18 protein-coding genes are annotated in these 24,372 nt (G+C 66.6%); 11 read left to right on the forward strand and 7 right to left on the reverse strand.

All coding sequences use genetic code 11. From position 1 onward, the window contains the following. Positions 1-43 precede the first annotated feature (43 nt). A complete protein-coding gene (locus tag K9D25_RS23215; protein ID WP_244451181.1) occupies positions 44-3,337 on the forward strand; it encodes a TonB-dependent receptor domain-containing protein in 3,294 nt (1,097 codons plus the stop codon). On the opposite strand, the gene fhuF is transcribed toward K9D25_RS23215, so the two are convergent. From fhuF to K9D25_RS23245, 6 genes are all read right to left on the reverse strand, one after another. After that, positions 3,321-4,046, reverse strand: coding sequence for a siderophore-iron reductase FhuF (gene fhuF, locus K9D25_RS23220; protein ID WP_244451182.1), 726 nt, complete (start codon positions 4,044-4,046; stop codon positions 3,321-3,323). The two genes, K9D25_RS23215 and fhuF, sit on opposite strands and share 17 nt — an antisense overlap. After that, positions 4,043-6,046, reverse strand: coding sequence for a Fe(3+)-hydroxamate ABC transporter permease FhuB (gene fhuB, locus K9D25_RS23225; RefSeq protein ID WP_244451183.1), 2,004 nt, complete (start codon positions 6,044-6,046; stop codon positions 4,043-4,045). Before fhuB ends, fhuF begins: the two co-directional genes overlap by 4 nt. Then, positions 6,039-6,947, reverse strand: coding sequence for an ABC transporter substrate-binding protein (locus K9D25_RS23230; RefSeq protein ID WP_244451184.1), 909 nt, complete (start codon positions 6,945-6,947; stop codon positions 6,039-6,041). Before K9D25_RS23230 ends, fhuB begins: the two co-directional genes overlap by 8 nt. Then, positions 6,941-9,328 (reverse strand): TonB-dependent siderophore receptor, encoded by a 2,388-nt coding sequence (locus tag K9D25_RS23235; protein ID WP_244451185.1) that lies wholly within the window; start codon positions 9,326-9,328, stop codon positions 6,941-6,943. The genes K9D25_RS23230 and K9D25_RS23235 overlap by 7 nt, the downstream gene beginning before the upstream one ends. A gap of 194 nt (positions 9,329-9,522) precedes the next feature. Continuing rightward, the gene (locus K9D25_RS23240) at positions 9,523-10,440 is read right to left on the reverse strand and encodes a FecR family protein (protein WP_244451186.1); all 918 of its coding nucleotides are present in this window, start codon (positions 10,438-10,440) and stop codon (positions 9,523-9,525) included. A 53-nt stretch (positions 10,441-10,493) separates the two neighbouring features. Further along, on the reverse strand, positions 10,494-10,988 hold the full coding sequence (locus tag K9D25_RS23245; protein WP_244451187.1) for an RNA polymerase sigma factor: 495 nt from the start codon (positions 10,986-10,988) through the stop codon (positions 10,494-10,496). Between the two features lie 231 nt (positions 10,989-11,219). Between K9D25_RS23245 and K9D25_RS23250 the strand changes: the two genes are divergently transcribed. Further along, positions 11,220-12,017 (forward strand): ATP-binding cassette domain-containing protein, encoded by a 798-nt coding sequence (locus tag K9D25_RS23250; RefSeq protein ID WP_244451320.1) that lies wholly within the window; start codon positions 11,220-11,222, stop codon positions 12,015-12,017. A gap of 30 nt (positions 12,018-12,047) precedes the next feature. On the opposite strand, the gene K9D25_RS23255 is transcribed toward K9D25_RS23250, so the two are convergent. Continuing rightward, positions 12,048-12,659 carry a TetR/AcrR family transcriptional regulator gene (locus K9D25_RS23255; RefSeq protein ID WP_244451188.1) on the reverse strand — a complete coding sequence of 204 codons (612 nt, stop codon included), beginning with the start codon at positions 12,657-12,659 and terminating at the stop codon, positions 12,048-12,050. A 275-nt stretch (positions 12,660-12,934) separates the two neighbouring features. Here K9D25_RS23255 and K9D25_RS23260 point away from each other — a divergent pair, with 275 nt between their 5' ends. From K9D25_RS23260 to budA, 9 genes are all read left to right on the forward strand, one after another. Then, positions 12,935-13,987 carry an efflux RND transporter periplasmic adaptor subunit gene (locus K9D25_RS23260; protein WP_244451189.1) on the forward strand — a complete coding sequence of 351 codons (1,053 nt, stop codon included), beginning with the start codon at positions 12,935-12,937 and terminating at the stop codon, positions 13,985-13,987. Beyond that, on the forward strand, positions 13,984-15,069 hold the full coding sequence (locus K9D25_RS23265) for an efflux RND transporter periplasmic adaptor subunit (protein ID WP_244451190.1): 1,086 nt from the start codon (positions 13,984-13,986) through the stop codon (positions 15,067-15,069). Before K9D25_RS23260 ends, K9D25_RS23265 begins: the two co-directional genes overlap by 4 nt. Further along, a complete protein-coding gene (locus K9D25_RS23270) occupies positions 15,066-18,158 on the forward strand; it encodes an efflux RND transporter permease subunit (protein ID WP_244451191.1) in 3,093 nt (1,030 codons plus the stop codon). Before K9D25_RS23265 ends, K9D25_RS23270 begins: the two co-directional genes overlap by 4 nt. Positions 18,159-18,634: 476 nt before the next feature. Then, the gene (locus K9D25_RS23275; protein WP_244451192.1) at positions 18,635-19,648 is read left to right on the forward strand and encodes a tripartite tricarboxylate transporter substrate-binding protein; all 1,014 of its coding nucleotides are present in this window, start codon (positions 18,635-18,637) and stop codon (positions 19,646-19,648) included. 114 nt (positions 19,649-19,762) lie between these two features. Then, the gene (locus tag K9D25_RS23280) at positions 19,763-20,266 is read left to right on the forward strand and encodes a tripartite tricarboxylate transporter TctB family protein (protein ID WP_244451193.1); all 504 of its coding nucleotides are present in this window, start codon (positions 19,763-19,765) and stop codon (positions 20,264-20,266) included. A 12-nt stretch (positions 20,267-20,278) separates the two neighbouring features. After that, entirely contained in the window at positions 20,279-21,799 is a 1,521-nt protein-coding gene (locus K9D25_RS23285) for a tripartite tricarboxylate transporter permease (protein WP_244451194.1), read from the forward strand. 9 nt (positions 21,800-21,808) lie between these two features. Further along, the gene (locus tag K9D25_RS23290; protein ID WP_244451195.1) at positions 21,809-23,095 is read left to right on the forward strand and encodes an RNA polymerase subunit sigma-70; all 1,287 of its coding nucleotides are present in this window, start codon (positions 21,809-21,811) and stop codon (positions 23,093-23,095) included. Positions 23,096-23,098: 3 nt separating this feature from the next. Further along, positions 23,099-23,359 (forward strand): hypothetical protein, encoded by a 261-nt coding sequence (locus K9D25_RS23295; RefSeq protein WP_244451196.1) that lies wholly within the window; start codon positions 23,099-23,101, stop codon positions 23,357-23,359. A 163-nt stretch (positions 23,360-23,522) separates the two neighbouring features. Continuing rightward, positions 23,523-24,353: an acetolactate decarboxylase gene (budA, locus tag K9D25_RS23300; RefSeq protein WP_244451197.1), complete on the forward strand. Its 831-nt coding sequence runs from the start codon at positions 23,523-23,525 to the stop codon at positions 24,351-24,353. The last annotated feature ends 19 nt before the right edge of the window (positions 24,354-24,372 follow it).

Here is a 24,372-nt window from a genome sequence, read left to right on the forward strand (position 1 = left end):
GGGACGAAAGGGTGTTTTGTGGGCATGCCTGACGGCATCGACGATGCTGATGCCGCTGCATCTCGGCGCGGCGCAGGCGCAGCCGGCGGGCGCGGTCCAGCGCAGCTTCGACATACCGGCCCAGCCGCTCGGCGCGGCGCTGACCGCCTTCGCCCGCCAGACCGGCATCCAGTTCGCCTATCCCGCCTCGCTCACCTCCGGGCGGACCTCGCCGGCGCTGCGCGGCAGCTTCTCGCCGGAAGACGCGCTGGCGCGGCTGCTGGCCGGAAGCGGGCTGATCTATGCCTTCACGGGCCCGGCCCGCGTGACGATCTCGGCGCCGGTCTCGGGCGGCGGCGTGGACAGTGCCGCCGACGGCGCGATCGCCCTTGACGCCATCGACGTCTCCGGCGCCCGCGCGGCGGCGGACACGCCGTTCGAGACCCCGGGCTCCACCAACTACATCTCAGCCGAAGAGATCGAGCGCTTCCCGCCGCAGACCGCCGGCGCGTTGTTCCAGGGCACGCCGGGTGTCATTTCCGGCGGCGGCAATAACGGCGCCTCGATCGACCCGAACATTCGCGGCCTGCAGGGCCAGAACCGCGTCGCCACTACGATTGACGGCTCCCAGCAATCGACCTCCTCCTATCGCGGCTATTCCGGCATCGACAGCCGCACTTATGTCGACCCGGATCTCATTTCGGGCATCACCGTCACCAAGGGCCCGGACGGCGCGGTCGCCGGGGCGATCGGCGGCACCATCGCCATGCAGACGCTGGACGTCGAGGACATTCTTCAGGCCGGCGAGCGTTGGGGCGTGCGTGTGCGCGGCGGGCTCGCCACCAATTCGGTCGCGCCGGTTGTCGGCGAAACGGCGGCGGTGTTCGGCGGCGGCGACGGCGCGGCCATCACCAATGGCAGCTTCGCCCTCGCGGTGCGGGAGGAGAATGTCGACGTGATCGGCGCGGTGGTGCGGCGCAAGACCGGCAATTACTTTGCCGGCACGCAGGGCTCCCTCACCACCACCGACTATCTCGGAAACGAGGTGCCGCTGTCGAATTACGGCCATGGCCAGCTTGTCTACAACACCTCGGAAGACGTGACCTCGGCGCTGCTGAAAGCCACTTTCCGCCCCACCGACGAGCAGGAACTGCAGATCGGCTATCTCTATTACGGCAACGAGTTCGGCGAGATTTCGCCTTCCGCGATCAATGCCGGAACCAATGTGACCTTCCAGATCCCGCTCAGCTCGGTCGCCATCAACCAGCTGACGGCGCGCTATCATTATGAGCCCGCCAACAACGACCTCGTCGACCTCAAGATCAATGCCTACCTCTCCAACACCGATGAAAACAATGTCTTCGCCGTTCTCGGCACCACGCCGGAACTGCAGCAGCAATCGAAGAATGTCGGCGTCAACGCCAGCAACACCTCGCATTTCATGCTGAAGGACACGCCGCTCGATCTCACCCTGGGCGGCTCATTCACCTATGAGGACGCAGAGCCCGTATCCGTCGACACCTGGGCCGATGCGACGTGGTGGGCGATTCCGGCCGATGGCGACCGCACCATCGGCGCGCTGTTCGCCCGCGTGAACTGGGAGCCGACCCCGTGGCTCGCCTTGGCGGCGGGGGTGGAATACCTCGCCTATGACACCAACTTCACCGGCACGACCTATTACGCGACCGACGAACCCTTCAGCGGCTATTCCGGCGATGGCTTCAGCCCGAGCGCCAGCATCACCGTGACGCCACTTGAGGGCTGGCAGATCTATGGCCAGTACCAGAGCGGCATCCGCCCGCCCAGCGTGCGCGAGACCAGCCAGACCCGCGCCGACCAGGTGTTCACCAGCGATCTCGACGCCGAACAGGCGAGCAATTGGGAAGTGGGCACCAACTTCCTGCGCGACAATCTCTTCATGGAGGGCGACAAGGCCCGGCTGAAGCTCGCCTATTTCGACAATACCACGAACAACTATATCGGCCGCACCTTCACCGGTACGATGAGCCTGTTCAATTATGATTATGTGCGCTTCAAGGGCTTCGAAATTTCCGGCCGCTACGATGCCGGGCCGATCTTCACCGAATTCGGCTTCAACTACTACACCGACTACGAAGCTTGCCTCGATGACGGCACCTGCCTCGACTACACTCTGCCGGCCGATTACCTGACCAATCAGGTGCCCCCGCAGTTCACCGCGTCCTTCACCGCCGGCGCGCGGCTGTTCGACGACCGCGTGACCATTGGCGGCCGCGTCACCTATATGGGCGAGCGCCTCGCCCCCGTGGTGGATGACGGCTCCTATTTCGTCGTCACCAAGCTGTGGGAGCCCTACACGGTCGTCGATGCCTTCGTGCAGTGGAAGCTGAACGAGAACCTGACGCTGGATGTCAGCGCGCTGAACATTCTCGACGCCTATTATGTCGACGCGCTGAACAACACCGACATGCCCGCCCCCGGCCGCACCATCACCGCGACCCTGACTGGGCGCTTCGGCAGCGGCGAACCGCTGGCCCCGTTGCCGCTCGGCCTGCGGCTGAACAGCGAGGCGTGGACCGGGCTCTATGCCGGCGCCTCCGTCGGCTATGGCTTCGCGTCCATCGACGGCACGACGACGCTGGCGGATGGTAGTGCCAACGCCATTGCGGCGACGGAATCGGCGAACGAGACGCTCGACGGCATGCTGGGCGGTGGCCAGATCGGCTACAATTACCAGTTCCGCAATGGGATCGTGCTCGGCGTCGAGGCGGATTTCAGCTGGCTCGCCCACAAGACCACGCATGCAGCGATCGCCACCGAGGCGCAGATCCTCATCGACAACGAGATGTGGCAGGCCAAGACGGATTATGCGTTCGACTGGCTCTCCACCATCCGCGCCAAGGCCGGCTATGCCCTCAACGACCGGCTGTTCGTGTATGGCACCGGCGGCGTCGCCTTCCTGCGCGAGAGCGAGCAGCGCTCGCAATACATCGCCACCACGTCAGGGGCGAGCGTGCCGAACGGCCACACCACGACGCTCTATTTCACCGAGGCGACCGGTGCGACCCGCACCGGCTTCGCCGTGGGCGGCGGCGCCGAATACGCGCTCTCCGACCGCTGGTCGTTGAAGATGGACTATCTGTTCACCGGCTTCGGCAGCGAGAGCTTCCTGTTCCCCGGCGCCCGGGCCGGCGTCGGCAAAAGCTATTCGGTGCGCACGGTCTGCCGGGCCAACAACTCGACCCCGCCATGCCCTGGGGGCAAAACGGTCATCATCACCCAAAACTTCACCGGCAGCTCCGAGACGGTGAATGGCCGCGAGGCCTCCAACGAGGCGGACCTGCAGATGCTCAAGATCGGCCTCAACTATCGTTTCTGACCATCGGATCCCGATCAAGCGGACAGGTTCCGCAATAGGGGAGGGTAGGGATCAGGTAGCGCAGGCAGCACACGCGGCGCTGGCGCGTGCCGTCGGCGAGGTAGCGCACCGGTTCGGCGAGCGGGTTGGCGGCACCATTGGCGAAGCGCCGACGCGCCAGCAACTCCCGCCCCTGTTGCACCCCGGGGTGAGCTTCCCCCAGCAACTGCGCGCAATGGCCGATGACCCTCTCGAACAGGTTGCCGGCATTGCTCCAGATCACGCGCCGCGTCAGTCCGCTCGCCCGGGCGAGGCTGTCGATGACCGGCGGCAAATGCTCGGTGACAAGGAACCCGAAGCGTTCCTCCGTGTCGCCGGGCGCTGAGGCCGTCCCCGCATGCGGCAGCGCGAAGGTGGCGACGCCGCCTTGAGCGTCCAGCGCGACCCGCATCCCGCGAGGGGCAAGTGGCAGGTGCCAATCGGCGGCGATCGCCGCCGCCGTGGCCGGCACCAGAAGACGGGAGAAATACAGCTTCGACCATTGCGAGGCGACCGCGCGCGGCTCCGGCTGCTCATAGCGCTCGCCGAAGCGGGCAAGCTCGGCGGCGAGGCGGTCGCTCCGCAGAAGCGCGTCGAGCGGTTCGAGCGCCGCCCGACCGTCATAGACGATGAGCGCGTCGCCGAACTCCTCTAGCGCGCCGGGGAACAGAGGGGCCAGCGGCTCGATCATCGCCGCCCCATCAGCACGGCATAACCCAGCGCGCCGATAACCGTCACCACCAGCCCGGCGGGTGCGTCCCAGGGGAAAGCGATGGTCCGGGCGAGCAGATCCGCCAGCATGAGCAGGATCGCACCGGCGAGCATGGCGCCGGCGATCTCCGCAAGCGGCGTGGCGAGGCCGGCGCGGCGGACGATATGCGGCGCCAGTAGACCGACAAAACTGATCGGCCCGACGATCAGTGTCGCCGTGGCCGTGAGCACCGCGGTGAGCACAATCAGCGCCAGCCGTGCCCGCGTGACGCCGACACCGACCGAGGCCGCCGTCGCGCGCCCGAGCGGCAGCAGCGCGAGCCAGCGTCGAACCAAGGGCAGTGTGAGCAGGGTTGCGGCGAGGACGGCAAGGGCCACGCCGGCATCTGCCGGGCGCACGGCATAGGTGGAGCCGGACAGCCAGCCGAGCAGCTGCACCAGTCGGGGGTCGCCGACCAGCACCGCCACCGAGAGGATCGAGGCGGCAAAAGCGCTGACCGCCACCCCGGTCAGCAGCAATTGCTCCGGCGCGAAACCGGAACGCCCGGCGAGGCGCAGGCTCAGCCCCAGCATGGCAAGGGCGCCGAAGCTGGCGAGCACCATGGCCTCGGACCGGCTAAGTGGCGGCAGCAGCAGCACCGCCGGGATCAGCACCAGTGCCGCGCCTGCGGAGACCCCGGTGAGTTCAGGGCTCGCCAGCGCATTGCCGGTGAGCCGCTGCATCAGGCAGCCGGCCAGCGCGAGCATGGCACCCGCCGCGCCCGCGGCCGCAAGGCGCGGCCAGCGCCAGGGCAGCACGTCGGCAAGGTCGCCCCCGGTGGCGAGGAACCAGCCTTCCGGCAGGCGCCCCAGCGACACGCCGGCAGCAACCGCGAGCAGCAGCGCGAGAGCCGCGAGCACCAGGACCGGCCCCGCCCGGCGCCGGGCGACGGCAGTGGCAGCGCGCGCGCGCGGCGGCGCCGGCGGAAGACGGCCGAGCAGGATGAGCAGCAAGGGCGCGCCCAGAAGCGCCGTCACGATACCGGTCGGGATGTCGATCACGCCGGAGACAAGCAGCACGGTTTGATCGGTCACCAGCAGCAGCCCCGCCGAGAGCAGCGGTGCCGCCACGAGCGACAGGCTTGCGCGCCGGGCGCCGGAGAGATCGGCCAGTGCCGCACCGGCGAGGCCGACAAAGCCGAGAATGCCGAACTCGGCGCAGACCAGTGCCGCCGGCACGAGCGCCAGGACCAGCGCGACCAGCCGCAGCCGCGCTGGCGCCAGGCCGAGAGCGCGCATTCCCTCGTCGCCAAGTTCGAGCAGGGCGAGCGGGCGGCGGATGAGCAGCGCCCCGGCGCCCGTGGCGAGGACCGCCAGCGCCAAGAGCCGCACCCCCGACCAATTGTCCTGCACCAGCGAACCCGACTGCCAGATCAAGAGTTCGCCGATCTCCTCGAAATGCACCAGGATCAGGAGGCTGGTGAAGGCATCGAGGCACAGCCCCAGCACCAGCCCGTTGAGGATCAGCCGCAGCGGGTCGAGACCGGAGCGGAGCGACAGCAGCAGAACGAGGCCCGCCGCCAGGCCGGCGCCGGCGAGAGCCGGCAGGAAGAAGCCGGCGGCGAGCCCGGGCAGCCAGATCAGCGTCCCGGCGACGCTGGCACGCGCCGCGGCGAACAGGCCGAGCGTGCCGGCTTCCGCCAGTGGGTTGCGCAGGCTCTGGCGCAGCAGGACCGCGCTGGTGCCGAGCAGCCAGCCGGCGAGCAGCGCGGCCGCCACGCGCGGCAGCAAGCCGTAAAAGACCCGCACTTCGGCAAGATCCGTCCCATCAGGAGCGAACAGCCGGAGCGACCAGTGGGTGACGCCGATGCGGGCGAGGTTGAATCCGGCCAGCGCCACGCCAAGACCGAGCAGCGCCGCGATGAGCGGCAGACCGGGCAGGCGGGGCCAGCCGAAGCGGGGCGCGCCGACACCCTCCTCGCGGCGGGCGGCTTCAGACATCGCGCAGGACCGGAAGCGTTGCGGCGAGCGCGCGCGCCAGGCGGGTGACCGAGCGTGGTCCGCCATTGGGATAGACCACCGGGATGCGGACGAGCCGGCCCTCCCTCACGGCGGGCAAGGCTCTCCAGACCGGGCTCCGCCCCAGCCGGGCCAGCGCCGCCTCGGTCTCGGCCCCGCGATCGAAATGCACGATCACCGCTTCGGGTCGCTCGGCGAGGCGCAGAAGTGGCGCGTTGGTGACGCCGAAGCCATTGACGCGGCCGTCATAGGCATTGGCGAGGCCGAGGCGCGCCAGTGTGTCCCCCACCATGCCGCGACCGCCGAACAGCGAGAGATTGCGCCCGTCGCGGTTGAACCGGCAGACATAGACGGGCCGGACGAACCCGCGCAGCGCCGCAGCCGCGTGCACAAGCGTGGTCTCGCATTCTTCAATGGGCGCATCCGCCCGTGACGGTTCGCCCAGCAGCGTGGCGACGAGGCGCAGAAGATCCTCGCCATGCGCAATGGCGGCCTCCCGGCCGGCCAGCACCGGCAACGGCACGAGCGGCGCGATGGCCGCGAGGTTCTCCAACCCCGCCGCCTGCCAATCGGCCAGCAGAATGCGCCGGGGCGCCAGCCGGCGCAGATAATCGAGATTCGGCTGCGCGAGCGGCCCGAGGTCGCGCACTTCCTCCGGCAGCAACGGATCGGCCACCAGCCGCCGATAGAGCGCGACATTGGGGGTTGCCAGCGGTGCGACACCGAGCGTCAGCATGAGTTCCGTGATCAGCAGGTCCATGCTGACCACGCCCAAGGCTTCGCCGGCGGCGGCGCCTCGTCCGGCGAGCAGCAGCGGCAGAGCAAACGCCCCGGCCAGAAGCCGGCGCCGGTCGAGGCCGCCGCCCACCGTATCTCTCACCATTTATAGCTCAGCGTGCCGATGACCGTCGCCGGCTCGCCATAGCGGCATCCGTCAATGGAGACGCAGGTATAGTACTGCTCGTTGAACACGTTGCGGGCGTTCACCTTCAGCGTCGCGCCCTCGAGCTTCGGGTTGTAGACGCCGAGATCGATGCTGGCCATGGCGTCGACCAGCGTATAGGCCGGCACCTCATAGACGCTGTCGGTGAGATTGGTGGTGCCGATATAGCGGATGCCCGCCCCGATCTTCACGCCCCGCAGCCCGATCTCGTCCAGCGTATAGGTGACCCAGAGCGAGGCGGCGTTGCGCGGCACTAGCGCCACCTGCTGGCCGATATCCTCGGTGTAAGCGCTCTCGATGATGGTGGCGTCGGTGTAGCTGTAGGCGGCGATCAGCTCCAGCCGTCCGATCGTGCCGCGCGCCTCGAATTCAAAGCCGCGCGAGCGCACCTCGCCCTGCTGGTAGGAATAGCCCAGCGCGTCATAGGTCACGACATTGGTCTGGGTGATGTCGTAGACGGCGGCGGTGAACAGCAGGTTCTGCCCCAGCGGCTCATAGCGCAGGCCCGCCTCATATTGCAGGCCCTTGCTCGGATCGAGCGGCGCGCCGGTGGCGTAGTTGAGACCGGCCTGCGGCTGGAACGACTGGCTGACGCTCGCATAGGGCGCGAGCCCGTTGTCGAAGAGATAGACGAGGCCGGCGCGTCCGGTGAAGGCGGCGTCTTCCTGATCCGTGACCTTGCCGGTCTGGTAGCTGGTGGTGGTGCTGTTGGTCCAGTCCTGCCGCCCGCCGAGCAGCAGCACCCAGTGCTCGCCGAACTTGATCTGGTCCTGCACGAACACGCCATACTGGTTGGCCAGCGTGTCGGAGCCGCGGTCGATCGCATAGTTGATGTTGGCGCCGCCATAGGAAACGCCGGTATCGAGATCGAGGAAGCTGTAGGAGCCGCCGCGGTAGCGATGGGAATCGTAGGAGCGCAGATAGTAATCGAAGCCGACCAGCGCCGTGTGCTCGGCGCCCAGCGCCTCGAACTTCGCTTCCAGCGAATTGGCCGAGGTCACGCCATAGGAGCTGTCCATCCGCGTCTGCGCGATCCGCGCCAGCAGCCCGCCGGTCGCCCAGAGCGGCGCGAGATTGCCGGTCATGTAGCTCCAGTCGACATCGGCATTGTAGTAGCGGTTATTGCTGCGGAAGGTCAGGCCATTGTCGAAGCGGTGCTCGAACAGGGCAGCGGCCGAGTAGCTGTCGCTGTCATAGCCATCGAAGCCATCGATGCCGAGAAATTCACTGCGTGGAATGTTGCCGGCGCTGACATCCTCGAACAGCAGCGGGGTGGCAAATCCGGTATCGACGCTCTGATAATTCGCCAGCAGCGTCAGGCTGGTGTCGTCGGTCGGGCTCCACGTGATCGCCGGGGCGATATAGGCCTTGTCGTCGGGCGTGTTGTTCACCCAGTTCTCGCCGTCGCGGTAAAGGCCGGTGAGCCGGTAGGTGAGCGTGCCGTCCTCGGTCAGCTTGCCGCCGAAATCCGCCGATATCTGCTTATAGTCATAGGTGCCGCCTTCGAGATTGACCTCGCGCAGCGTCTCCTCCGTCGGCCGCTTGGAAATGGCGTTGATGACGCCGCCGGGCGACATCTGGCCGTAGAGGATGGAGGCCGGGCCGCGCAGCACCTCGACCCGCTCCAGCCCATAAGGCTCCTGGCCGCCGCCATAGACATTGGACTGGTACTGCATGCCGTCGCGCAGCATGCCGCTCGACCCGTCGGCGACATTGAAGCCGCGCATCATCACATCGTCGGCCATGCGGCTGAAGGCGCCGGACTGGGCGACCACGCCGGGCGTGTAGAGCAGCGTGTCGGTGAGCGAAGTGGCATTCTGGTCGGCGATCTGGTCCGCCGTCACCACGCTGATCGACTGCGGCGTCTCGATGATCGGCGTGGCGATGCCGGTGCCGGACGAGGTCGTGGTGGCAAGATACCCGTCGACCGGGCCGAACGGATTCTGCTCGCCCGCGACCTCGATGGTGCCGAGCTCGATCGAGCCGTCGGCGGCCGATGCGTCTGCGCCGGTGGACGGGCCGGAGATGGTCAGCGTGTTGCCGCTGATCCGATAGGTGAGCCCCGAGCCCGCCAGCAGCCGGTCCAGCGCCTCGGCATAGGTGAGACTGCCGGCGAGGGCTGGCGCGTTGCGACCCCGCGCGAGGCCGGCGTCGAAGAACAGCTGCAGACCCGTGGCATTGGAGAAGGCGATCAACGCCCGCGACAGCGGCTGGGCCGGCATGTCGAAACGGGTCCGGGCCGCAACGGATGCGCCTTGCGCGTGCGCGGCTCCCATCGGCAGCAGGGCGCCGACGAACGCGCCGGTCATCATCAGGGACATCAGCAGCGCCGATTTGCGCTCCCGCCGCGCGCGCACCTGTTGTCCCGGCTTCCGGCCGGACCTTTCCCCGATGCCGCCTGCGTGCATTGACCAACCCCTGTCCTGTCCGTGAAGGGCGCCGTCTGCGGCCCTCACAAGGTCAGACACCCCGGACGGGGAAACAAATGAGCGCGAAGGCGAAAAAATCGTTCCGGCTACCGGCCATAGACGAAAGCGATGAGACGGCCGTCGACGACCCGCACCGGAAGCGTCGCGGCAATGGTGGCGAGAGCGGCGTCGACATTTCGGGTCTCGAACACCGCCGTCACCGGCATGTTGCCGATGTCCGTGTCCATGAGGAGGATGCGCCCGCGCCGGTAGCGTTGCAGTTCGCGCAGCACATCGGCGAGCGGGACATCCTCAAACACGATGCGATCGCGCCGCCACGCCTGAACGATGCCGGTGTCCACCTCGACCGGCGCGGCGAGGCCGGCCGGGCCATAGCTCACCTGCCAGCCGGCTTGCAGAGTGAGGGGAGGGGCGTCCGGCACCGCTACATCGACCGCGTGCTCGACGACCGCGACGGCGACGGTCTCGTCAGTCACCTTCACGTCGAAGGCCGTGCCCAGCGCACGGGTGCGCCCGTGCGCTGCATCCACGACGAAGGGGCGCGCCGGGTCGGGAGCGACCTCGAAGAAGCCCTCGCCCTGCAACAGGAGGATGCGGCGCAGACCCGGCGAGAAATCCGTCGTCATCGCCGAAGCGCTGCCGAGTTCCACACGGCTGCCGTCCTCCAGCGTGAAGCTGGCCCGTTCACCGGCAGCGGTGCGGAAGGTCGCGAAAAGGAGCTGCCGGTTGTAAAGGACATAGCCGGCCGGCACGGCGAGAGCCGCCGCCAGGCCTCCGAGCAGCACGTCGCGGCGCCCCAGCCGGCCGGCCCGGCGCAGCCGGCGGAACTCCGGCTCGACCGCGTCAAAGCGATTCCACAGGGCTTCCGCCCGGGCAAAGGCGGCGCCGTGTTCCGGATCGGTGGCCAGCCACGCGGCAAAAGCCCGGCGCTGCTCGGCGTCCGCCGGCTCCTCGCGCAGGCGCACGAACCATTCAAGGGCTTCGATGTCGACGGGTTCGGTCAAGCCGAGGCTCACGCGCATTGGGGGTTGCGGCAGAAGCCCGCCGCCAGGGCAGCCTACAGGCGCCGGCTGAGTTCAGCCATGGCCGCGACGATATGGGTGATGACCGTGTTGCGGGAGACCTGCATGCGCGCGGCCACCTCGTCATAAGACAGCCCCTCGATGCGGCACAGCACGAAGGCCTCGCGCCGGCGCGGCGGCAGCGCGGCGAGGGCGGTGAGCAGATGCATGAGTTCGCTGCGGTGCAGCGCCGCCATTTCCGGCGAGGGCGCGGGATCGGCAAGCGCGTCCAGCGGCTCGCCGGCCATTTCCACCTCCGCGCGCCGGCGGCTGTCGCGCAGATGGTTGAGCGCGAGATTGCGCACCGCCTGCATCACATAGGCCGGGCTCGGCGCTTCTCCCTGCGGATGCCGCCCGAGCAGGTTGACGAAGGCCTGCTGCACCACGTCCTCCGCGCTCGCCGGATTGCGCAGGATGCGGCGCACATAGGCGCGCAGGCGCCCCTGCTCGGCGACGTAGAGCCGTGTTACGTCCAGAAGCTGTGCAGTCATCTCGTCATGAACCGGAGAGCAGGACACGGGGCGGGAAGAGACGCGCACCCTATTCATGCTGATGACTTGATTCAACAATCTTAGTTTTGATTTATTATAATATCAGATGAGCAATGCGAGCGGCTTATACTTCATCGCATTTGACCTCGTGCGACGGAATAGCGTAAGCGGGGAGGCGAGAGCCGGAGAAGGCCCGCCGCCAGCCAAGGACACCGCTTGACCCCAACATCCATGCTCACCTCCGCCGCTTCCGGCGCGACACCGCTGTTCGACCTCGACCGCGTCAGCTTTGCCGTGCCGGGGCGGGTGCTGCTCGCGCCGCTGACGCTTACTCTCCCGGCGGGAGGGCTGATCGGCCTGATCGGGCACAATGGATCGGGCAAGTCGACGCTGCTGAAGATTCTCGCGCGTCAGCATCCGGCCTCGGCCGGTGAAGTCCGCTTCGACGGGCAGCCGCTCGGCGCGTGGAAGGATCGCAGCTTCGCCCGCAAGCTCGCCTATCTCCCGCAGGCGACGCCGCCCACCGGAGGGCTTCTGGTCCGCGAGCTCGTCGCTCTGGGCCGCTATCCCTGGCATGGCGCGCTCGGCCGTTTTTCCGCCACCGACCGCAGCAAGGTGGACGAGGCAATCGCGCTGACCGGCATCAGCTCCTTCGCCGACCGACTGGTGGACACGCTGTCCGGCGGCGAGCGTCAGCGCGCCTGGCTCGCCATGCTGGTGGCGCAGGATGCCGAATGCCTGCTGCTGGACGAGCCGACATCGGCGCTCGACATCGCCCATCAGATCGAGGTGCTGGCGCTGGTGCGCGACCTCTCGCACGCGAAGAAACTGAGCGTGATCGCGGTTCTGCACGACATCAACATGGCAGCGCGCTTCTGCGACGAGATTCTTGCCTTGAGCGGCGGGCGCCTCGTCGCGCGCGGCGCGCCCGGCGACATCGTCACGCCGGATCAGTTGCAGGCGATCTACGGTCTGCGCATGGAGGTGCTGAACCGCGCGGGTGGAGGCCTGTTCGCCACGCCCGCCTGACGATGCTGGGCCGCTCCCACGCGCGACCGCCTATCGGCCGCCGCCAAGCCCCGGCTCGGAGGACGAAGGCGGGCGGTAGCCCTTCAAGAACAGTGCGAGGCCGCTTTCGATCGTGGCCGTCACCCTGTCGTTTGTCAGCGGCTCAAGGGCGAGCAGACCCGTCAGCGGTATGTCGACGGAAATGAGCTGAAGGAACTGTGAGGCGGCAAGCGCCGGGTCGGGCACCGCCAGGTCTCCCCTCGCGCTCGCCTCGCGCAGGAAGAACTCGACCCGCTCCAGGATCGCCTTGGGTCCAGATTCATAGAAGATGCGTCCGAGTTCGGGGAACCGCGGCACCTGGGCGATGATGGTCCGATAGAAGGCAAGCGCATCGGTCGTGGCGAACATCGCCGTGAAATTCTGGGCGATGGCCCTCAACGCCTCCTCGACATCTTGGGTGTCCGTCGCTGAATTCCAGATGGACTGCGCCGTCTGCTGGCAATTGTCCCGCACAAGCGCCGAGAACAGCGCCTCCTTGCTCGGGAAATAGACATACATGGTCGTCTTGGAGATCCGCGCGGCCTTGGCGATCGCGTCCGTGCTGACGGCATCATAGGGAAGTTCCAGAAACAGCGCATGCGCGGCCTCCAGCACCTGCCGCACCTTCGGGTTTTCCATGTCAGCTGGTGCGGTCGTCCCCGTCTCGGGAGCCTCGATTTTCCCACCGTGCCGAACCATGCCGCACCTCCTCACACGAAAATGGACTGTACAGTACAGTTCACCATTGACCTCTCGCGCATTTTGCGTCAAGCCTGCGACTGAACTGAACTGAACTGACCAGTACAGCCAAGGCGATTCCCATGCACGTCCGTCTTATAGGCATAGCCGGGCACACGAAGCACCCGCCGACGCGCCGAGCGCCCGCCGTCCTTGGCGGCTTGCTCGCGCTCGCCGCGCTGACCGGCTGTGGACAGGAACAGGCAGCGACGCCGCGGGCGCTGGAGACCGTCAAGGTTCAGACCGTGTCGTTTCAACCCGTCGCCCGAACCATATCGCTGAGCGGCACGGTGACGGCGCGGGTCGAGAGCAAGCTTTCCTTCCGCACCGCCGGCCGAATTGCCGAACGCAAGGTCGATATCGGCGATCATGTGAAGGCCGGCGATGTTCTCGCCACCATCGAGACGCCGCAGCAGGTGGCCGACCTCCAGGCCGCGAAAGCGACGTTGCAGTCGGCCGAAGCGACGCTGACGCAGGCGCAAAGCAGCTTCGACCGGCAGAAGCAGCTGATCGACAGCGGCTTCACCACGCGCAGCAGCTACGACTCCGCCGAGGAGCAGCTGCGCCGGGCGGAAAGCTCACGCGACTCGGCCCGCGCGGATGTCGGAACCGCCGAGGAACAGCTCGCTTTGACGGTGCTGAAGGCCGACGCGGACGGCATCGTCACTGCGCGCGATGCCGAAACCGGCCAGGTGGTGTCGGCCGCCCAGACCGTGTTCACCGTCGCGCGGGACGGTGCCCGCGACGTGGTATTCGATGTCTACGAATCCCTGCTCGCCGATACCCCTCAAAGCGATCAGGTGGAGATCCGGCTGCTGTCCGACCCGAACGTGGTCGCCACCGCCATCGTCCGCGAAGTGTCGCCGACCTTCGATTCCGCCACGGGAACCGTGCGCGTGAAGATGTCGCTGATCGATCCGCCGGTCGCCATGGGCCTTGGCGCGGCGGTGGTCGGCAGCGGCACGTGGGCGCCGAGAAATCTTGTCTCTCTCCCATGGACCTCTCTGTCGGCGAGCGAAGCCGGGCCGGCCGTCTGGGTCGTCGACCCACAGACCCACACCGTCTCGCATCGCGCCATCACCGTGGAGCGCTACGTCAAGGGCGAAATCCTCATCAGCGCCGGTCTCAAGGACGGCGAGATCGTCGTCACTGCCGGCGGCCAGTTCCTGCGCCGGGGTCAAGTCGTCTCCATCGCATCGGGAGAGCCGTCGTGAGGTTTCAACGCGCAGTCATCGCGCTGGTCGGCATTGGCGCGCTTGGCGTGCTGACCGGCTGCTCGGAAAACGAGGCCGCCACCGCGCCTGTGGTGCGGCCGGTGCTGTCGATGGTCGTGGAGCCGCAGCGCGCCGAGACGGTGAGCTTCACCGGAACGATCCAGCCCCGCTTCTCGCACGACCTCGGTTTCCGCGTCCTCGGCCGGGTGATCTCGCGCGACGTTGATGTCGGCGCCACGGTCACGGCCGGTCAGCTCCTCGCCACGCTCGATCCGGTGACGCTCACTCTCGCGGTCCGGCAGCTGGAGGCGGAGCTTGCGAAGGCCGAGGCTCAGCTGGTGTTCGCGACTGCGACCCGAGACCGCAAGAAGGCGCTGGTCGCCCAGAAGGTCGCGTCGCAGGCCGATCTCGACACGGCGGATGAATCGCTCGCCAGCGCCAGCGCCGCCGTCACCCGCGGCCGCGCCAACCTCGACAAGGCGAAGGAACAGCTGTCCTACACCCGGCTGGTGTCGGAAACCGACGGCATCGTCACCGCCACAGCGGCGGAAGTCGGCCAGACCGTGAATGCCGGCGACACCGTCATTACCGTCGCCCAGGCGGACATTCGCGAGGCGATGGTCGACGTTCCCGACGAAATGGCGCGGACGCTGAAAATCGGCGATCCATTTACCACCTCGCTCCAGGTCGAGCCCAGCGTCCATGCGGAGGGACGCGTGCGCGAAATCGCGCCGCAGGCCGACGCGGCCACCCGGACCCGCCGCCTCCGGATCACCCTTGACGCGCCGCCGCCGACGTTTCGCATCGGGACCACCGTCGTCGCCTCGCCTCGGCGCGACGAGCGCAGCCTGGTCGATCTGCCGCGTTCAGCGCTGCTCCGTGCCAATGGCGACACCTTCGTGTGGGTGGTGGACGAGAAGGCCATGACTGTCTCCCGCGCCCGCGTGGAGGTAGGGGAGGCGACCGGTGACACCGTGCCGATCATCCAGGGCATCGACGCCGGAACACGGGTCGTGATCGCCGGCGTCAACAGCCTCAGCGAAGGCCAGAAGATCAAGATTGACCCGGAGATGGTCCCATGAGCGGCTTCAACCTGTCCGATTGGGCGCTCCGCCACCGTTCGCTGGTCTGGTACTTCATGCTCATCGCGTCGGTCGCTGGCGCGCTCGCCTATGTCCATCTCGGGCGGGAGGAAGACCCGAACTTCACCATCAAGACGATGCTCATCACCGCGACCTGGCCGGGCGCATCGATCGAAGACACCGCCACTCAGGTGACCGACCGGATTGAGCGCAAGCTCGAGGAAATCACCACCCTCGACTACACCAAGAGCCAGACCTCGCCGGGTCGGACCACGATCTTCCTCAATCTTCGTGACACGACCCAGGGGCGCGCCGTCAACGACACTTGGCTGCGGGTGCGCAACATCCTCACCGACCTCAAGGGCGAGTTGCCGGACGGCGTTCAGGGCCCGTTCTTCAACGACGATTTCGGTGATGTGTACGGCAATATCTACGCCTTCACCTCCGACGGGCTCACCCAGCGCCAGCTGCGCGACTATGCCGAGGCTGCGCGGGCGCGCATCCTCACCGTGCCCAATGTCGGCAAGGTCAACTTGATCGGCGCTCAGGACGAGGTCGTCTATCTCGAATTCTCGACCCAGCAGATGGCGGCTCTCGGTCTGAGCCAGCAGACCATCATAGATGCCCTGAGCGCGCAGAACGCCGTCGTCCCCTCAGGCACCATCGAGGCCGATGGCGAGCGGATTTCCGTGCGCACCAACGGGCAGTTCGGGTCGGAGAAGGATCTCAGCAAGGTCAATCTCTGGATCAATAAACGCTTTTTCCGCCTGTCGGACGTGGCAACCATCACCCGCGGCTATGTGGACCCGCCGACCTCGCTGTTCCGTTACAATGGGCAGCCGGCGATCGGCCTCGCCATCGGCATGAAGCCGGCCGCCAATCTGCTCGAATTCGGCGAGGCGCTCTCCCAGGAGATGCGCCGGATCGAAGCCGAGCTTCCCATCGGCGTGGGCGTGCATCTGGTCTCCGATCAGCCGCAGGTGGTCGAGGAAGCCGTCGGCGGCTTCACCAAGGCGCTAGGCGAGGCGGTGGCGATCGTGCTCGTCGTCTCCTTCATCAGCCTCGGCCTGCGCGCCGGGCTCGTCGTCGCCCTGTCGATTCCGCTGGTGCTGGCGATCACCTTCGTGGTGATGGAATATCTCGGCATATCGCTCCAGCGCATTTCACTGGGCGCGCTCATCATCGCCCTCGGTCTGCTGGTGGACGACGCGATGATCGCGGTCGAGATGATGGTCTCGCGGCTGGAAGTGGGCGACACGCTGGAGAAGGCGGCGACCCATGTCTACACCTCCACCGCCTTCCCCATGCTGACCGGCACGCTCGTCACCGTCGCCAGCTTCATTCCCGTCGGATTGAACAGCAGCAGCGCCGGCGAGTTCACCTTCACCCTCTTCGTCGTCATCGCGGTCTCGCTGGTCGTCTCCTGGATCGTCGCGGTTGTCTTCACGCCGCTGCTCGGCGTCACCCTGCTGCCGAAATCCATGAAGAAGCACCATGAGCAAGCCGGGCGCTTCACCCGCCTCTTCCGTGCCGTCCTGCACACCTGCGTCCGCTTCAAATGGCTGACCATCGCGGCCACATTGGCGCTTTTCGTCGGCTCGGTCGTCGGCATGGGCTATGTGCAGCAGCAGTTCTTTCCGTCGTCCGACCGGCCCGAAGTGATCGTGGACTGGACCGCGCCGCAGAACGCCTCCATCACCGAAACCCGCACGCAGATGGATCGTTTCGAGGCGGTCCTCAAGGATGACCCCGACGTCGCCTTCTGGTCGTCCTATGTCGGCGAAGGCGCGCAGCGTTTCCTGCTATCCTTCGATGTGCAGCCGGCAAGCCCCAATTTCGGCCAGCTCGTCATCATGGCGAAGGGGCTGGAGGCACGGGACCGGCTGATCCGGCGGCTCAAAGCTCTCGGCGAGACGCAGTTCGTCGGCACGGACGTGTTCGTCCATCCGCTCGACATCGGGCCACCGGTCGGCCGTCCTATTCAGTACCGGGTCAGCGGCCCGGATATCGGCAAGGTGCGCGGCTATGCTCACGAGGTCGCATCCATCATCGGCTCGAACCCCAACACCGATCGCGTGACCTATGACTGGAGCGAACCGGCCCGGGTGGTGAAGATCGACATATTGCAGGACAAGGCCCGCCAGCTCGGCGTCACCTCGCAGGATGTGGCGACGGTGCTGAACGGCGTGGTCGGCGGAACCACGGCAACCCAGATCCGCGATTCCATCTACCTCGTCGATGTGGTCAGCCGGGCCCGTCCGACCGAGCGCGCCTCCACGGAGACGCTGGAGAACCTTCAGATCCCCGCGCAAAACGGGCGCTCCTTCCCGCTCGCGGCGATCGCGACCTTCCACTACGAGCTGGAGCAGCCCCTCATCTGGCGGCGCAACCGCATTCCGACGATCACGGTCAAGGCCGGCCTGATCTCCTCGGTCCAACCGGCCACCGTCGTCGATCAGATCAAACCGCAGATCGACACCTTCATCGCCAAGCTGCCGGCCGGCTATCATGTCGTCACCGGCGGCGCGGTCGAGGAAAGCGCCAAGGGACAAGGTCCGATCGTAAGTGTCGTGCCCATGATGCTGATCGCCATGGCGACGCTGCTCATGTTCCAGCTGCAGAGCTTCCAGCGCCTTGTCCTGGTGGTGGCCGTCGCGCCACTCGGCCTGATCGGCGTCGTCGCCGCACTGCTGCCCTCCGGGGCGCCGCTGGGCTTCGTGGCGATCCTGGGCGTTCTGGCGCTTATCGGCATCCTGATCCGCAACTCGGTCATCCTCATCGTCCAGATCGAGCATCTGGTGGAGCAAGGAAAGGACAAATGGGGTGCCGTGCTCGAGGCCACGGAGCACCGGATGCGACCGATCATGCTGACCGCCGCCGCGGCCTCGCTGGCGCTGATCCCGATCTCGCGCGAGGTGTTCTGGGGCCCGATGGCCTATGCGATGATGGGCGGTATCATCGTCGGGACGGTTCTGACGCTGCTGTTCCTCCCGGCGCTGTACGTCGCCTGGTTCCGCATCAAGGAACCCGATGACATGCAGGCCAGAACGGCAGAAGGGGTCTCAGGCGTTCAGCCGGCTGGTAGCTGATAGCTGCCTCGCGCCCGGCGCGAAACCGCGTCGGGCGTGCCGCGCGTGGGGCGCCGGCCGCACCCACGGACGCCATCGGCCTATGGATGCCGCCGCTGCGCCCCAAGGAAAAGCGATGCAGGCCATGGCCGGGCGCCACAGGCTCGGCTATCCCTTGACCTTCCGGCAATTGCTCGCAACTGCCGGAAGGCGGCGCCCCCACTTCATACCGACACGTCAGGGCATCGGCACGAATAAACCAATCGTATATTGGTTTATTCGTCACCCCCGACCCTGGCGTGCAGATCGAGAGATTTCGATCCCTAATAGCCACCAATAACTTAGAATTCCCTGAAACGGGCGGGCCGCGGCCGGCCAAAATCTTGACTTACTTCCGAACCAATATATAACCAAAGACGAATAGGGTCAGATTGATCCAATAATCGGGCACAGACCCGACACGGCGGGCGCGGCCACGTGCCTTTGGGAGGAAGCCAATGTCCAACATGTTCAATCGCCGCCAGATCCTGGTCGCGGGCGCTGGGGCGCTTGCCGCTCCGGCGCTTCTCGGGCGCTCACGGGCCTTTGCGGCCGACGGGTTCCCCAGCAAGACCATGCAGGTACTGATACCCACCGGCGAAGGCGGCGGCGTCGATCAGGCGGCGCGCGCCTTCAATCGTATCTGGAGCAAATATCTCGGGGCCAATTTCGAATATTCCTACTTCCCCGGCGCCTCGGGCCAGGTGGGTTATGAGGTCTTCGTCGCCATGCGGGAGCCGGACGCCTACAATATCCTCTTCGGCAATATCGGGCCGGAAATGATCATGTACGCGACCCAGAAGGTAAAATACAAATATCCTGAGGACTTTACCTATATCGGCAGCATGGATGTCGATGACTCGGTGATCTGGGTGCCGGGCAACAGCCCGTTCAAGACCATTGGTGACATGGTCGAGCAGGGCAAGAAGCGGGAGATCACCCTTTCCACCAGCCGCCTGCCTCATCCCTCCACCATCGGTGCGCTGGCCCTGGCCGAAGCCACCGGCATGAAGGTGCGGATGATCCCCTATGGCGGCGGCGGCCCGGCGCGCTCCGCCGCGCTCACCGGCGAGGTCGACGGGTGCGCGACCTTCCTGTCCTCCTCGCTCGGTCTGGGCGATCAGGCGCGGTTCCTGGCCGTGTTCAACGACAGTAACCGGGCGCCGGAACTGACCAATAACGCCCCGGCGGTGAACCAGGCGCTCGGCACCAAAATTCCGCCCTTGTCCGGCCAGCGCGCCATCGCCATCCACACCAAGGCGGTGGAAGCCTATCCCGACCGGGTGAAGAAGCTGACCGACACCTTCCAGCAGGTCTTTTCCGATCCCGACTACAAGGTCGTTGCGGAGAAGGCCGGTACGCCGTGGGAATTCATCCAGTTTGGCGACGTGGCCTCCTGTCAGAAATCGGCGGCTGAATTCATCGAACTCGCCGAGCGGTTCCGCCCGCTGCTCACCGCTTCCAAGGGCTGAGCCCGGCAGACCCATCCGGCGCCACTCCGCATGCCGGGTGGCGCTGCGGCCGCATGCGTGCGGCGCCCCGCCCGGCGGGACCGGGCCTTCCCGTTTTCTGCGCAGGACAGAGCCATGAACGACGAGCGTAAGGCCCCCGTCGCGACCGGCGCCGACTGGATCATCCCCGGCCTCGGCGCCGCCTTTGCGACCTACTATCTCTATTCCATCAGGGACCTCGAATGGGAAGCCAAGGTGTCCGGCGTGTTCTGCGCCGTCGTCCTGTTCCTTCTCATCGCCATTTTCGCGCTGCGGACGGCGATCGGCCTGCTGCGCGGCACCCATTACGTGGAATGGCGCAGCCTGTGGGAAAGCCGCTCGCTCGCCACCATACGCGGCCTGCTGTTCGGGCTCACCGTGCTGTCGGTGGCGATCATCCCGTGGGCGGGGTTCACCGTCTCCACCTTTCTGTTCCTCTTCTTCGCCTTCCTCTGGCTGCAGCGGATGAGCGTGAAGAACGCGGCAATCACCGCCGCAGCCCTGGCTCTGGGGGGCTATCTCCTCTTCATCTTCATCCTGCGCACCGCCTTCCCGACCGGCCCGTTCGAGCGGCTGGTCGCGGCTCTGACCGGCCTGTGAGAGGCGCCTGCGATGAACCTCAGCTTCAGCCTGCTCGCCGACCAGTTCCTGCTTAATTTCAGCTATCTCTGGCTCATCGTCATCGCCACGACGATCGGCATCATCATCGGTGCCATGCCCGGCTTCGGCTCGGCCAACACCATCATCATGCTGCTGCCCTTCACCTTGGCAGTGGATGTGGACGTCGCCATGATCTTCATGGTGTCGCTGTTCGTCGCCTCGCATATGGGCGGGGGCATCACCTCGATCCTGCTCAACATTCCCGGCAATGGCGGTTCGGCGGCGACCTGCCTCGACGGCTATCCCATGGCCAAGAAGGGGCTTGGCCAGCAGGCCCTCGTGCTGTCCTTCGTGGCTTCCACGGTCGGGGGCATGGTGACGGCGCTGATGTCGATCTTCCTGCTGCCCTATATTGCGCGCCTCGCCTACTACATGCACAGCGTCGAGATGGTGGTGATCCTGCTGTTCGGCATCACGCTGATCGCCTCCGTCGCCTCCGACAACATGCTCAAGGGCCTGATCGCCGGCTTTCTCGGTCTCCTCATCGGGGCCATCGGCGCCGACCACATCTATTCCACCCCTCGCGGCACCTTCGGCTTCATCGAGCTTTATGACGGCGTGCCGCTGATCGCGGTGCTCATCGGCATCTTCGCCATCTCCGAGGCGCTGATCATGATGGAGCAGAATTCCGTCCTCAGCGAAACCGGCATGCAGATGATGAAGCGGTCCGGCTGGAGGGAGACCTGGGACGGCGTCGTCATGTCGTTCCAGCGCACCTGGCACATGATCTGGACCGGCATCATCGGCCTCATCATCGGCATCGTGCCCGGCGCCGGCGCCTCCATTGCCGCTTTCGTTGCCTATCAGCAGTCGCGGCTCTATTCCAAGACGCCGGAAAAATACGGCACGGGTATTCCCGAGGGCGTCATCGCGCCGGAATCGGCCAATAATGGCTGCGCCTCCGGCGATCTCATCCCGCTCCTCGTCATCGGCGTGCCCGGCGGCACGACGGCGGCGGTGATGCTCATCGTGATGACCTATCACGGGGTGCAGCTCGGCCCGCGCCTCTTCCTGCAGAATCCGGGGCTGGGCTATGGCGTCTTCATCACCATGCTTGTCGCTTATGCGGTGATGCTGTTCACCACCCTGCCGCTGACCCGCTGGGTCTCCAAGCTGGTGATGATCCCCACCCCCGTCCTGGCCCCGATCATCATCGCCTTCACCCTGGTCGGCGCCTTCGCCCCGCGCGCCTATATGTTCGACCTGTGGCTGACCCTGCTGTTCGGCGCGATCGGCTATGTCTGCCGCAAGACCGGCTTCAATGTCGTGGCGCTGCTGATCGGCGTGATCCTGGGACCGATGCTGGAAGCGAATGTGATGCGGGCGCTGCGCATCAGCGGCAATGACCCGTGGGTGTTCTTCTCCTCACCGGTCGGCAATGTGTTGTGGGCGGCCCTCGCCATTTCGCTGGCCATTCCGTCCATCGTCCAGTGGCGACGCAACCGCGCCGCTGCCCGCATCGCCGCCGCCTGAGGTACGACCATGAACGCGCCTTCGACGCCGGGCCCGATCGCCAGCGCCAATCTCCGCCCGCTCGCCCGGCTCGACCTGCCGGGCGGGGGCGAGGTGACGATCAAGGACGGCCATGCCTTCATCGGCCATATGTCGCCGCCCGACGGCACCACGATCCTCGATATCCGCGATCCCGTACGGCCGCGGATCATCGCCCGGCTGGCGCCGCCCGATCCGTTCTCCCACACCCATAAGGTCAAGGTGGCGGGCGATCTCATGATCACCAATGTGGAGCGGCACCGCCGGCACTTCTACCGCCGGGGAGAACGCCTCGCGACCGTCGCAGCGGAACTGGAGGCCGGTCTGGGCCGCCCCCCGGAGGAGGCGGAGCTTGCCGCTGCCCTCGGCGTGGCGCCCGGCGAAATGGCGGATCTGCGCGCCGGGCTCGCCCGCGGCTACGATGCCGGCGGCTTCCGCGTCTGGGATATCGCCGATCCCGCCCATCCGCGCGAGCTGGCCTATGTGAAGACCGGCGGCATCGGCGTGCACCGCTTCGATATGGACGAGCGCTTCGCCTACATCTCCACGGAGATGGAGGGCTATGTCGGCAATATCCTCGTCATCTACGATCTCGCCGATCCGACGCGGCCGCGCGAGGTCTCGCGCTGGCACCTGCCGGGCCAGAATGTCGCCGCCGGCGAGACGCCGAGCTGGCCCGGTCAGCGCCACCGTCTGCACCACGCGCTGCGGGTGGGCGACATTCTCTGGGCCGGCTGCTGGTATGCCGGCGCCTATACGATCGATGTCTCCGACATTTCCCGGCCGCGCACCCTCGGCAGCTTCAATTACCACCCGCCATTTCCGGAGCCGACGCATACGCTGTTCCGGCTCGCCACTTCCATCGCCGGCCGCGAGATCGCCCTGATGGTCGACGAGGAACACGACCATACGCCCGGCCAGCCGCACGCCTTTCTCTGGGTGATGGACGCCAGCTCTCCGGGGGCGCTGACCCCCATTTCCACCTTCCATGTCGCCGACACGGATTCGCCCTACGCAAAGGCCGGAGGCCGCTTCGGCGCCCACCAGTTCCAGGAACGGCAAATCGGCAGCCTCGTCTTCGCCAGCTGGTTCGCCGGCGGGCTGCGGGTGATCGATCTGGCGACCCCGGACGTGCCGCGCGAGATCGGCCATTTCGTGCCGCAGCCGGCGCCCGGCCATCGGGCGCCACAAAGCAACGATGTCGATGTCGATCCCCGCGGCATCGTCGCTCTGCTGGACCGCGACCGCGGCCTCGACCTCATCGCCTTCGAGGGCTGAGCCATGTGCATCGACTGCTTTGACGACAGCGACGCGGCGGGGGAGGATCTCGGCTTCGCCGCCGGGGAGATCGCCTGGCTGGCGCGCCGCATCGAGAGCGACATGAAGGGCGCGCCTCTGCCGGCGCGCAGCTGGCAGATCTATTTCGGCGAGGCGAGCGGCGCCCTCGACTGGCCGTCACTGGAACGCATCGGGCGGGCCATGGAAGGCGCCCGGCAGGTTGCGCAGCTCGCGGGCGGGCCGTTCCACGCGGCTGACGGCTGATCTCGGCACATCCTCTGGCGGACCGCCTTGGGTGGCGCCGGAGGCTGGCCGACAATCAACCTACGTCGAAGACCTCGAGTGCCCCATGCGTTGAGCAGGGTTGCGTACCATGTTAGGGCATGTGGCCTCTGCCGCGCGCGGGGCGGCATGAAAGGGAACTGGCATGGCACGAACGACCATCCATCTACCCATCTCCCTGCAGAGGCGGCTCGACGACGAGGCCGCGCGAAGGAGTATCAGCCGCGAGTGGCTGATCCTGTCCATCCTCGCCGAGCACGTCGATCTCAATGTTCATACCGTCTTCCAGGTTTCCACCTCGGGCGCGCTGGTCGCCGGCGTGTACGACAAGGAGGTCACGGTCGGGACATTGCTTGAACATGGCGATTTCGGCCTGGGCACTTTTGCCGGCCTCGATGGCGAGATGGTGGTGCTCGACGGCCGTGTCTATCAGGCCCACGGCTCGGGCAAGGTGACCGAGGCCACCGGCGAGGCCGGCGCGCCCTTCGCCGTCATCACCCACTTCACCCCAGACCGTTCAGGGAACGTCACCGACATCGGCAGCTTCGGCGATCTGGAAGCGCGCTGCGACGGCTTCCGCGCCTCCGACAATATCTTCTATGCGCTACGCCTGCACGGCCGGTTCGCGCACATCAAGACGCGGGTGGTGAATCCGCCGGCGCCGGGCACCGCGCTCACCGAAGCCGCCAAGTCGCAGAGCGAGTTCGAATTCGACGATGTTACCGGAACGCTGGTCGGCATCTGGTCGCCGGTCTTCGCCAGCGAGTTCAGCGTCCAGGGTTATCATTTCCACTTCATTTCCGACGGCAAGGATCAGGGTGGCCATGTGCTGGATGTGCGGGCGGAGACGCTCGACATTGCCGTCGAGGCCCTGTCGGATTACCGGCTGATCCTGCCGGAAACGGAAGCGTATCTGAAGGCTAATCTCGGCCGTGACATCGCCGCCGAGCTGAATGCCGCCGAACGTGGCCACTGAACGCACGCCTGCGGAGAGC

Origin of the sequence: Ancylobacter polymorphus (assembly GCF_022836935.1) — a bacterium.
Classification (GTDB): Bacteria; Pseudomonadota; Alphaproteobacteria; order Rhizobiales; family Xanthobacteraceae; genus Ancylobacter; species Ancylobacter polymorphus_A.